The 11,163-nt window shown below is 46.7% G+C and carries 13 protein-coding genes, 1 pseudogene and 1 other annotated feature; of the genes and pseudogenes, 5 read left to right on the top strand and 9 right to left on the bottom strand.

Going from position 1 to position 11,163, the window contains the following annotated elements; translation table 11 throughout:
* Positions 1-180: 180 nt before the first annotated feature.
* Entirely contained in the window at positions 181-612 is a 432-nt protein-coding gene (locus DRW41_RS18090) for an RrF2 family transcriptional regulator (RefSeq protein WP_115453426.1), read from the bottom strand.
* 166 nt (positions 613-778) lie between these two features.
* Between DRW41_RS18090 and DRW41_RS18085 the strand changes: the two genes are divergently transcribed.
* The 3 genes from DRW41_RS18085 to DRW41_RS18075 all read left to right on the top strand — a co-directional run bounded on the left by DRW41_RS18085 (position 779) and on the right by DRW41_RS18075 (position 3,087).
* Positions 779-1,651, top strand: coding sequence for a sulfite exporter TauE/SafE family protein (locus DRW41_RS18085; RefSeq protein WP_115453425.1), 873 nt, complete (start codon positions 779-781; stop codon positions 1,649-1,651).
* A 241-nt stretch (positions 1,652-1,892) separates the two neighbouring features.
* Positions 1,893-2,393, top strand: coding sequence for a DoxX family protein (locus DRW41_RS18080; protein ID WP_115453424.1), 501 nt, complete (start codon positions 1,893-1,895; stop codon positions 2,391-2,393).
* Positions 2,394-2,574: 181 nt separating this feature from the next.
* The gene (locus DRW41_RS18075; RefSeq protein ID WP_115453423.1) at positions 2,575-3,087 is read left to right on the top strand and encodes a DUF2199 domain-containing protein; all 513 of its coding nucleotides are present in this window, start codon (positions 2,575-2,577) and stop codon (positions 3,085-3,087) included.
* 94 nt (positions 3,088-3,181) lie between these two features.
* Here the strand turns inward: DRW41_RS18075 and DRW41_RS18070 are convergent, their stop codons facing one another.
* The 4 genes and pseudogenes from DRW41_RS18070 to DRW41_RS18055 form a co-directional block, all read right to left on the bottom strand.
* On the bottom strand, positions 3,182-3,823 hold the full coding sequence (locus DRW41_RS18070) for an HAD family hydrolase (protein ID WP_115453422.1): 642 nt from the start codon (positions 3,821-3,823) through the stop codon (positions 3,182-3,184).
* 3 nt (positions 3,824-3,826) lie between these two features.
* Positions 3,827-4,645 (bottom strand): PP2C family serine/threonine-protein phosphatase, encoded by an 819-nt coding sequence (locus DRW41_RS18065; RefSeq protein ID WP_115453421.1) that lies wholly within the window; start codon positions 4,643-4,645, stop codon positions 3,827-3,829.
* Complete coding sequence (locus tag DRW41_RS18060) at positions 4,638-5,096, bottom strand: HIT family protein (protein WP_115453420.1); 459 nt, start codon at positions 5,094-5,096, stop codon at positions 4,638-4,640. Before DRW41_RS18060 ends, DRW41_RS18065 begins: the two co-directional genes overlap by 8 nt.
* Before the next feature lie 49 nt (positions 5,097-5,145).
* Positions 5,146-5,366, bottom strand: a binding site (T-box leader).
* Between the two features lie 44 nt (positions 5,367-5,410).
* Positions 5,411-5,944, bottom strand: a pseudogene (locus tag DRW41_RS18055) (GNAT family N-acetyltransferase).
* A gap of 157 nt (positions 5,945-6,101) precedes the next feature.
* On the opposite strand from DRW41_RS18055, the gene DRW41_RS18050 reads away from it, so the two are divergent.
* Positions 6,102-7,520 (top strand): S8 family peptidase, encoded by a 1,419-nt coding sequence (locus tag DRW41_RS18050; RefSeq protein WP_115453419.1) that lies wholly within the window; start codon positions 6,102-6,104, stop codon positions 7,518-7,520.
* A gap of 276 nt (positions 7,521-7,796) precedes the next feature.
* On the top strand, positions 7,797-8,207 hold the full coding sequence (locus DRW41_RS18045) for a cbb3-type cytochrome c oxidase subunit I (RefSeq protein ID WP_245959484.1): 411 nt from the start codon (positions 7,797-7,799) through the stop codon (positions 8,205-8,207).
* 90 nt (positions 8,208-8,297) lie between these two features.
* On the opposite strand, the gene DRW41_RS18040 is transcribed toward DRW41_RS18045, so the two are convergent.
* The 4 genes from DRW41_RS18040 to DRW41_RS18030 all read right to left on the bottom strand — a co-directional run bounded on the left by DRW41_RS18040 (position 8,298) and on the right by DRW41_RS18030 (position 11,012).
* Positions 8,298-9,521 (bottom strand): MFS transporter, encoded by a 1,224-nt coding sequence (locus DRW41_RS18040; RefSeq protein WP_115453418.1) that lies wholly within the window; start codon positions 9,519-9,521, stop codon positions 8,298-8,300.
* Entirely contained in the window at positions 9,488-9,712 is a 225-nt protein-coding gene (locus DRW41_RS22700; RefSeq protein WP_142752252.1) for a hypothetical protein, read from the bottom strand. The genes DRW41_RS18040 and DRW41_RS22700 overlap by 34 nt, the downstream gene beginning before the upstream one ends.
* 159 nt (positions 9,713-9,871) lie before the next feature.
* Positions 9,872-10,417 carry a signal peptidase I gene (gene lepB, locus DRW41_RS18035; RefSeq protein WP_115453417.1) on the bottom strand — a complete coding sequence of 182 codons (546 nt, stop codon included), beginning with the start codon at positions 10,415-10,417 and terminating at the stop codon, positions 9,872-9,874.
* A 97-nt stretch (positions 10,418-10,514) separates the two neighbouring features.
* Entirely contained in the window at positions 10,515-11,012 is a 498-nt protein-coding gene (locus tag DRW41_RS18030; RefSeq protein ID WP_115453416.1) for a cupin domain-containing protein, read from the bottom strand.
* Positions 11,013-11,163 lie beyond the last annotated feature (151 nt).

Below are 11,163 nucleotides of genomic sequence, written 5' to 3'. Positions count from 1 at the left end.
GATGGGCTTCATCATCCTTGTCGCTGGAGCAAACGCTGGCAAATACGGCCTTGACCGCTATGTGCTTCCATTCATCAACAAGACTATTTTGAAAAGGGACGCCGGGCTTCAGCAATAACGGTTAGCTAACTAAACGAAATGCCCTTCCATCTTAACCGGAAGGGCATTTTTTCATTTTGCTCATGAGCCTGAAAGCCTCGGATAGACCTTTCCATCAAGCAAATCCTTTAGTGTCGTACTGTCCAGCAATTCGGCAACCGTATCCCTGACGAGTGCCCACAATGGCTTCAGAAGGCAGCCTTCTTCAAGCGGGCAGCTTTCGTATGAAGTGATGCTGACACACCCCATCGGCGCCAGCGGCCCTTCCAGGTAGCGGATTACATCGCCGATTATAATTTCACCGGGCATTTTGCTCAGTTTGTATCCTCCATTAACCCCTCTTTTGCTTTGGACGTATCCGTTTCGCTTCAACTGCAAAAGAAGCTGCTCCAAATAATTGATTGGCACAAGCGTCCTATCGGAAATCTCTCCGATTGAAACAAGTTTATCGCCGCTTCCCCCTAAACAGATGAGTGCCCGCAGCGCGTATTCCCCCCTGCTCGACAGCTTCATTGCGGCACGCTCCTTCTGGGCATTTGACCTATTTTTCGCAATTGGCTAGAACCACAATTTTCGTCCGCTCATACAGTACATTACAAACCTGATTAGATTAGTCGACAATTAGAGAATGCCCTTTTTCATAGTCTATTCAGGACTTTTTTAAAAAGGAGAGATTTTTTTGAGGAGGCTTATTGTTCTAGCGCTGATTGGATTAGCAGCCCAGCTCGTGGACGGCTCGCTCGGAATGGCTTATGGGGTAACCTCGACTTCACTGCTGCTGATGTTCGGAATAGCACCGGCAGTCGCGTCCGCATCTGTCCACATGGCGGAAGTCGTAACGACAGCGGCTTCAGGAGTTTCCCATATACGATTTGGAAATGTTGATAAACAGGTAGTGTACCGGCTGATCATTCCGGGGTCGATCGGCGCATTTATTGGCGCATGTTTTTTGGGAAGCATTCCAGGGCATCTAATTAAGCCTTTTATTTCAGCTTTTCTACTGCTCCTTGGCGTTTTTGTCATTTACCGTTTCATGTTTAAATCCAATCCTACAAAAGAACCTGTCCAGAAGAAGTTCGGAAAAAAATTCTTTATCCCGCTAGGTTTCATTGCCGGCTTCTTTGATGCAACCGGCGGCGGAGGCTGGGGACCGATCGCAACCCCTGTCCTTCTCACTAGCAATCGGATGGATCCAAGGAAAGTGATTGGTTCAGTCGATACGAGCGAATTTGCGATTGCGGTATCTTCCACGATCGGATTCCTTTTAACCCTGGGCTGGTCGACGGTCAATGTCCAATGGGTGCTAGCCTTGATGATAGGCGGAGTCATCGCCGCTCCAATTGCAGCGTGGCTTGTAAAAATCATTCCTACCAATCTGCTCGGAACTCTTGTCGGCGGCATCATAATCTTAACGAACATCCGGACGCTTTTCGGCGCTTTGCATGTTTCGCAATCCGTTGCCCAGTACACGTATGTTGGGCTCGTTATACTCTGGGCCGCCGCGGTCATTAACGTCATTTATAAAATCCGGAAGGTGACGGCTGAAGCTTAAGCACTAACTTTTGAATAGCATAATGCGGGCCAGCCTGTCATGCGGGTTGGCCTGTTCGCTGTTATAAGTCCTCTTATATTCCAGCTTTTATAGCCTAATTGTGACCTTTGTCACACCTTCGTCAAGAAGCTTTGTCTAATTGTTGAATAAACTGGAAACCCCCTACCGATATGTTGGGAACCGGATTATGATAACAGTGTAAACAACATATTTAAATAAATTACGAAAAGGGGAATTATCCATGTTTAACAATTTCTTAAGGGAAAACAAAGTCGCCGCCGCACTTCTCGCCGTCCTTCGCATTTATCTTGGCTACGCCTGGATCACTGCCGGCTATCACAAACTCACTGGAGGCTTCGATGCAACAGGCTTCCTGAAAGGCGCAGCCGCTAAGCCGGTTCAAGGCCCGGACGGAATCGTCTATGGCTGGTATGTTGACTTCCTGAACGCTTTCGCAATTCCGAATGCCGATCTTTTCAACGTCCTGATTCCATGGGGTGAATTCCTTGTCGGCCTAGGCCTGATTCTTGGCTGCCTCACTAGTGCCGCAATGTTCTTCGGTCTCGTGATGAACTTCAGCTTCATGCTTGCAGGCACAGTCAGCCACAACCCAACCGACATCCTGATGGGCTTCATCATCCTTGCCGCTGGCGCCAACGCTGGCAAATACGGCCTAGACCGTTACGTGCTTCCATTCATCAACAAGGCTGTTTTGAAAAAAGAACATCAGCTTCAGAATTAACCAAGCGTTCAAACTGTTAATCTAAAAAACCTAAAGTAACGCCTTATGATAAAATACAAATAGGTAACAATCCAATTGACAGACCAATGTAAATTTTGGTCTGTTATTTTTTTGTTAACTCATGGTCATTGAAACAAATGCTATAATCTATCTTAAATAAGAAATGCTGGTGGTGGAATAAATGACAAAAATTGAAGGATACGCCTGTAGTTGCTGCGGCCACTATCATGAAGAACTTCCGCGAAGTTACGGAACTCCTGCTCCTGTTTATTACTATTATATTGATCCTGAAGAACGGGAAGATAAATTTGAACTAAGCGACGACTTATGCGTAATGGATAACGAGCATTTCTTCATTCGTGGATGTATAGAAATCCCTATCCTCGGGACTGAAGAACACTTCATTTGGGGTGTATGGGTTTCGTTAAATGAAGCGAATTTCAATAAAGTAAAGGAATACTGGGATAAACAAGAACAATTGGAACCAATGTTTGGCTGGCTATCAACAGAGTTATCTTGTTATCCTGATACAGTTAACTTAAAAGCAATGACACACTTTAGGCCTGATGGCATTCGGCCATTCATTGAACTCGAACCAACCGACCATCCATTAGCGGTCGAATTCCGTGAAGGAATAACTTTGGAACGTGTTAAGGAGATAGCTGAATATTATTGTGGTACTCAAGATAATTAAAGGAGCATTGAAGTGGATTCAATGCTCGCTTTTGCTATTTAAGGTGTTAATCCCTAACCCACTCCACTAATGAGTTTCTCCAGTATACAATCAATCATTCTAATCTCACTAATAAATCCACCAATTCCCTGAAACTCGTAAACACCTGATCCGGTTCTACGGTGAACTCAAGCGACTGATAATTTGGAAGCCAGTGCACTCCGATTGTATGGACGTTCGCCTTCTTCCCGGCAAGGATATCAGCGTCGCTGTCTCCGAGAAAAATCGCTTCGGCCGTGGAAACGCCAAGCTCAGCCAGCGCCTTGTGAATTCCTTCCGGATGGGGCTTTGGAAATTCAACATCATCCCCGGTTATTTCCGCATCAAACATTCCTTCCATCCCAAGGCGATGAAGCGAAATATCCAGGCTCCTCTTCGCTTTTCCGGTGACGATGCCCAATTTATGGCCTTTGCTTTTCAACTGTTTTAAGAGGCTGGCTATTTCCTCATTCTTCTCCACCAGCTCGTCATGTTTTTGGCTGTATGTTTCGTAAAACAACTCGATTGCGTCATCATGGCTTTTGTGCAGGAGGTTTTCGCGGATAATGCCTGTTTCGGAAGGGCCGAACATCGCCTTAATCTGATCAGGTGTTAAATCCAAGCCGTCATATTCTTTAAAAACCTTTTGAAAGGCAAAATAACAAATAGGCAATGTATCGGCGAGGGTTCCGTCAAAATCAAAAATAATCGCTTTCATCTTTTAACCATCCTTTCTGCCTACTAAATCGCTCGGCTCGCTTGCGGCTGTTTCATTTATAATCTGCCAGGAAAGGATTGTCGTGCTGTCGCGGACATTTTTTTCCTGAACCGTCCTCAACAGTTTTCTAACACCTTCTTCATTTCCAGCATCCCGGAAAGCTGTAAAGACCTTTTCAGGCTGATCAAATACCGAGCCAGGACATTCAACTAGCCCATCCGTCGTCAAAAGGATATGGTTGTCCCCTTTTCTAAGTTCCTTGCAGCCTGTGCTGTAGCAAGGAACAGGCAGTTCAAACGTGTTGACTTTCCCTACCCATTCATAAAAGCTCCGATGGTTTTGCTGATACTCCTGTAACGCGGCCAGTTCGGGATGGTGCAAATAGAGGATGCAGTCACCGATTGAAAACCACCAAAGAAAATTTTCTTTACGCACCGCAATCAGGCACGCTGTCTCACCCCGAAGTTTCCTACATCTTCTTTTAAAATCCTCATTTTGAAAAAGGTACAGAATCCCCTTTTCCAATTCACTCAAGGACCTATTCAACGGCAGCCGCAAAATCTCCTTTAGCTCTTCCTTTCGTTTTCCAAATTCACTTACAACCAGTTCCGCGCTGTCGGCTGAGTTGTGCGCATCAAGAAGAACGACAAATTCATAGCCATTTGCCCCGTCAGCCCAAACGATGCATCCATCCTCATTTTTATATTGGCCTGCAGAAGAATTGCCGCCAAACCGGCCGAGGACAATCGCTCCAACCGTTTCAACGCTGATTTCGTCTACAAAATCTTTCTCGCTTCCAACCCAGCTGATTTCTCTAGACATTTTTGCCACCTTCATCTAGAAACGACCTGATGCGCCGGCAAACCTGTATGACTTCGTCGTTGTCCCCCATACGCGCGGTTGGAGAGTCATGCACGGCAAAAGGACCCCAATACTCTTCCGGCGTGCCGGGGTATCTTGGCACAAGGTGCATATGGAGATGCGGCACGGCATTTCCGGATACGACGGCATAAATATGCTCGGCTCCTTCACATTCCTTCAAGCCCTTGCTCACCCTCGACATGATTAAGCCAAACGCCCGCGATTCTTTCGGCTCCATGTCCGCAAGCGTTGGCGCATGCCTTTTTAAATCGATCATAATGTGGCCGAGGTAATTCGGCTTCCCACCGTTATCGATGTGGCCAACGTACACATAATCATCTTCATAAATCAATTCCCCTACAGTTTGAATCAGGCCCTTGTGCTTTTTGCAAATGAAGCAATCCTCCTTCATCACACTTCCCCCTTTTCCTTTTGAAAAATAAAAAAAGCCCACCGCCCCGTAAAGAGACGACAAGCTTTTGCCGTGATACCACTCTTCTTGGTTTGCAGAAGAAATAAGCAAACCTTCTCAAGACTCGATTACGGGAGTTAACCGTCCAGGCCTACTTCATTCAGCCTGGCCGCTCAAAGGCGAGTTCAGGAATCGTATTGACTGCTTTTCACCGGCCAGCAGCTCTCTGACAATGAAAAATCCCCTACTGCTCCTCGTCAGTGCTTTTTTATATGGAAAACTTTTACTCATCTTACTGTTAACCGAATACTCTGTCAACTATTTCTTTTTAAAAGTGAATACACATATGTATCATAGGAAGTTCCATTTTGGATCATATACTCGCGCAAAATCCCTTCCTTTTGAAAGCCAGCCTTCTGAAGCAAGTTGCTTGATGCTTCATTTTAGAGGAAAACGACCGCTCCGATCCGGTTTAATCCCAGCTCTTCAAAGCCGTAGGATATGACCTTCTCCAACGCTTCCGACACATATCCCTTCCGCCAGTGGCCTGGATGGAGTTCATAGCCGATTTCCGCGCGTTTATGCTTCGGGCTCCAGCCATTGAACCCAATTGTCCCAATCAACCCATTCGCGCCTTTTAGCTCGATTCCCCAGCGGATTCCCCTATTTTCGTGATAATTTTTCGAAAAAAACTCCACGAATCCTTCCCCCTGTTCAATTGTTTCAAGGTGCTCCTGTCCATAGAACCGGACAACGTCCTCGTTTGAAAAGCAGGCGAAAATGGCCGCCGCATCTTCTTTTCCAATCTCACGCAAAATAAGCCTGTCTGTCTCAAGTAACGGAAACATGCAAATTCCCCCATTTCTTTCCACCATCATACCTGAATGCCGCAACACACACATCCCTTTTTTCAAAAAACGATTTCAAAACCCATTAATTCCCTTCGTTAAATTCAGCAGTTGATTGCACCCTATACCTATACAAGAAAATTGGGGTGATTGTGCCATGTTCAATAAATATCTTCTTGCCGGCGGCATTGTCGCAATCGCAGTGCTGGCAGGCGGCGTCCTTTTTCTCGATAAAGGCGACACGAACCGCCAAGGGGCTTCCCGGCTTCAAATAAGCCAGGACCTCCAGCAGATTCATCAGCGCGATGGCCACAGGCTAAGGATTACCGAGTACGACAATGTTTGGAATGGCGGGGAGACGAAACGGTATCTGGATACGAATCCTTCCATCCAGAAAATTTATCATAACGACCGGGACACGAGCCATTATGTCGACAATGAGGTAGTCGTCGATTTTATTGGCCACCCGGCGCCCGCGGAAATTACACGAATTACAGCCGAAATTAACGGAGAAATCATTAAGAAGTTCAATTCTACTTATATTTTTAAATCAAAAACGATGAACGCTGATAAGCTGATTGCTTATTTTGGTAAAAGAAAAGATGTCGAGTTCGCGGAGCCTCATTACATTCTCATGCAAAATGCCGTCCCCGTCCCGAACGACGTTTTTTACCGCGAGCAATACCAATGGAATCTGCCTGTGATCGGGACGGAAAATGGCTGGGCAATTTCCCGAGGCTCGAAAAAAATAACGATCGCGCTTGTCGATACCGGAGTCGATTTAGACCATCCCGATTTAAAGAACAGGCTTGTCAAGGGGTATAATGTCCTGGCTGATAATAATAATCCAGATGATGACAACGGCCATGGCACCCACGTCGCCGGAATTATCGCATCCGAAACGAACAACGGCCGCGGGGTTGCCGGAATAACGTGGTACAACAAAATCATGCCAGTAAAGGCGATGGGCAAGAAAGGGTACGGCACGACATCCGACATCGCAAAGGGCATTTATTGGGCCGTTGACAACGGTGCGAAGGTGATTAATCTAAGCCTCGGGAACTATCAGCCGTCACGCGTGCTGAAGGAAGCGATTGATTATGCCGATAAAAATGATGTTGTCCTCGTAGCCGCCGCCGGCAATGACAATACGCGGCAGCCTACCTACCCTGCCTCTTACCCGGAGGTCGTTGCTGTTTCCGCAGTCGACCAGGATGGAAGGCTCGCTGAATTTTCCAACCACGGAACGTACGTGGATGTCGCGGCTCCCGGAGTTTACATCCCAAGCACGTATTTTAAAAAACAGTATGCGGCGCTATCCGGAACCTCAATGGCCTCGCCGCATGTCGCCGGACTTGCTGGGCTGGTCCGTTCGGAAAACCCTAAGCTGTCGAACAGGCAAGTCATCCGCATTATCAAAAGATCGGCAGCCGACCTAGGCATCCGCGGAAGGGACGCGCAATTTGGAAGCGGAATAATTGATGTAAACCAGGCCCTCCAGCTCGCGCGCGAAAGCAAACAGGGTCCTCGCCGAACAAGGCCCGCCGAACGGCTCCTTGATTTATTCAAAAGGTAAGTGGAAAGGCCCGCTATCGAGGCGGGCTTTTCTAGTTTTGAAAGTACTATCGGCACCCTGATTCTGACAGCTATCCCAAAAAGCAGCCTCGCCGTGTTCAAATGCACCCCTGATTCTTTTCACTAAAGCAGCCGCTGAAATGTATACCCATTCCCATTCTTGGACCTAATACATCCCGCAGCCCTTCCATATTTCTTTTTTAGTAATTCCTCATATTTACTATATTTACCTTATATACTTTTACCGTAATCCATTCTTAATAAGGAGGTGTTTTTTGTGAAAATTGGTACTCTTTTTCTGAAACTTGCCGCCTTATATTTTTTAATCGGCGTGGGGATGGGGCTTACGATGGAGATAATCGGCGATCATAGACTTATGGGGGCACACGCCCATATTAACCTGGTTGGCTGGGCGTCAATGGGATTGTTCGGCGCCATCTATGTCCTTTTTCCAAAAGCCGGTGAGTCTACGCTGGCAAAATATCATTTCTGGCTTTATAACATCTCATTGCCTTTATTCATGCTTGGCCTGTCTTTCCTTCTTCTTGGAAATGAATCACTTATGTTGCTTCTGCAAATCTTCCCTAACGTCCTTGTCCTTGCCGTCATTCTGTTCGTCATTAATGTCTTTCAAAACGTCAAAGCCGCCGATGTCGCGCGCCATTTGCACAGGGACAAAGGCGCTTAATTGTAAAATTAAAAAAGTAGTGCGTGCCGATTTGGCAGCGCACTACTTTTTTTATTCCCAGTTCAATTCTTTTTTTATAAGAAGCTCACATTAACTGGCAATGCTCTGTGCCTTCTCTTTAAAAAATCCGGCCCTTGATGGCATAATGATTGCCGCAAACAGGCTTGCCGATAAAAATAACCCGGCGACTGAGAACGCGATGCAAACAAACTGGAGAGTAAACCATTCCGCGAAAAAGCCGACCAGCAGCGTCAGGCCAATCTGGATGCCCCCCTGCGCCATTTCCGCTACGCTCGCAAACCTCCCCATCAGTTCGACCGGCACCTTGTTCTGGAAGAATGTTGCATAGCCGGTTGTCGCGAATGCCATAAAAAAACCTAGAAAGACGAAGGCCGCGGTAGCCGTCAGGAAATTAAACGACGAGTAAAACGCTAGGTATCCCACTGACGATAGCAGCATTCCACCGCCAAGATATAATTTCAGAGGGATTTTCTTTGATACCATTGCGGCGACAGACGAACCCGCCAGCGCCCCGATTCCCGTAATACTCACAATCAATCCGTAATCCCGGGTAGAGAGGCCCAGGAACTTTTTAATAAACGTCACTTCCTGCGGGTCAAGTGCAAACCCTATCAATGTCGCGCTCTGGTAAAGCAAATACACGACAATGAAAAACTTGGCGCCGACAACAAAGTTGCGGACAGCCTTCCAATCCTCCACCAGTGTTTTCAGGCGGATTGGCTCCCTGCCCTCCGCTTTTGCTTCATCGACATTCGGAAGGAGATAGATGAAGAACGCGCAAATAATGAATGAAATCGCATTTATGATGATACAGATGTCTGTCCCCGCTACCATAATGAGCGCGCCCGCAATGGCCGGGCCAAGCAAAAAAGCCCCCGACGCCGTCATGCTCATTATTGAATTGAACCGTTTCCGATTTTCTTCAGGAACCAATTTCGTTATGTACACTGTTGAGCTCGGCCCGAAGAACGCCCCGGCGATATTGATTAGCAGCATGATAAAATAAATCAGCCATAGTGAATTTGTAAAAGGAATAATAAAGACAAGTAAGCCCCGAATGACATCGGTCGCTATCATAAGCTTTCGTTTATTTGCCCGGTCAATGACGCTTCCCGACCAGGTATTCGTAATCAATACCGCGATTGGCCTGATTATATACAGGCCAGCGACTGCTGCGGCCGATCCCGTTAAGTCAAGGATGGAGATATTGAGCGCAACCAAATACAGCCAGCTGCCCAAATACGAAATTCCAATCCCAGTCAGCAACAGAATCGGGTTTTTCCAAGAACCCATTTGCTCACCCTTTTCTTTCCAATTTCCCCCATAATACCACTTTTCTGAATATTTATAAAACCATTTCTGAAACGATCATTAACCATCCACAGCCCCTTGCCAAAAATTTTCCCAACCTTGAAAAGTGAAGCTGGGAAGGGGCCTGCACTTTTCTCAAAAAGTGAAACAGGGGATATATCCGCATGCTTCATTACAAAAAACTAAGCCGGGGAGACGAGCCCCAACCGTCACTCAAAAGATGAAGCAGTGTAGGATTCCATCCCTCCGCACGCCAGGAAAACCAATTAAGTATGTAACGAATCTCCAACCGAACGCAAAAAGCCGCCAATCGGCGGCTTTTCCAACTAACTTTATTCCTTGATAATCCTGATTTCATTTAACGGCCAGTATACAACCTTCGTCGTCCCGACTACATTTTCAATCGGAATCGCTCCGATATGACGGCTGTCCTTACTGTTCCTCCTATTATCGCCCATGACGAACAAATGTCCCTTTGGAACGACCGTCTCGCCGACTTCCGTTTCCTCCAGCGTGAACGAATCGGTCAGCGTGCCTCCCGGAATCTCTTTTTTAAATTCGTCAAGGTACGGCTCTTCATAAGCCTTCCCATTCACATATAACGTATCATCCTTATACTCAATCCGGTCCCCCGGCAGCCCGATGATCCGCTTTATATAATCCTCGCGCTCATTCGCATGAAAAACGACAATATCAAAGCGCTGCAGCTCACCAATCTTTGTTACAATCATCCGCTCGTGGGTTTGCAAAGTCGGTTCCATCGAAGCACCTTCAACCTCAATCGGCGTCAGGAGAAAAGTACGAGTCAAAAAAGCTAACAGTATGGCTATTAAAATGGCTTTTCCCCATCCAAGAATTTCTTCCCTGCTATTCTCCATTCTTTTCATCCTCCCACCATTGTTAGAGCAGTTTTTTTAATAAACACCGATGGCACAACATGCGCAATAATTCAAGTCCAAAAACGCAAGCAGATTCCTATTCATGAAGCGTTTCATACGCCATTTTCCCAATAATCTCCCCATGCTGCGGATAATCCCTCAGCAGCTCTTCCTGCGTGAATAGCTCGAAATCCACATATTCAAAACCAGGGGCAACCATGCAGCCAACCAGCGCAAACTTTCCATCCCCCGAAACCGAAGAACCGAAAATCGTATTTTTCGGCACCAGAATCTGGGGAACCTCGCCATTCTCCAAATCAAGCCCGAGCGGCACTTCCTCATACTCGCCATTCTCATGGATCATATGCACCGAAAGCGAATCGCCCGCATGGAAATACCACAGCTCATCCGACTTCAGCCGATGGAAATGCGACACCTCGCCTGAACGGAGCAAAAAATAAATGCTCGTATAAAGCGCCCGATCCTTTCCAGGGACATCTTCCCCCGACCGGTACGTCTGTTTAAAATAACCGCCCTCAGCATGCGGCTCAAGCCCCAACCTGGAAACCCAGTATTCGGCAGTATGTTTGTCCATTCGTTCAGCTCCTAAAACAATCAATCTCTTCCTCTTATTTTTGCACATCCATTCCCCAAAACACAAATGAAACTTGGGGCTTTTATAAAAAACTGCTCTCCGGTTTAGCAGGAACCGCCACTTCCCTTTACAATGGCCAACCCCTTTTTAA

The organism is Neobacillus piezotolerans (assembly GCF_003362805.1).
GTDB classification, from domain to species: domain Bacteria; phylum Bacillota; class Bacilli; order Bacillales; family Cytobacillaceae; genus Bacillus_D; species Bacillus_D piezotolerans.
The sequence above is the reverse complement of the archived record's forward strand: the minus strand, read 5'-3'. Positions and strand labels throughout refer to the sequence as shown.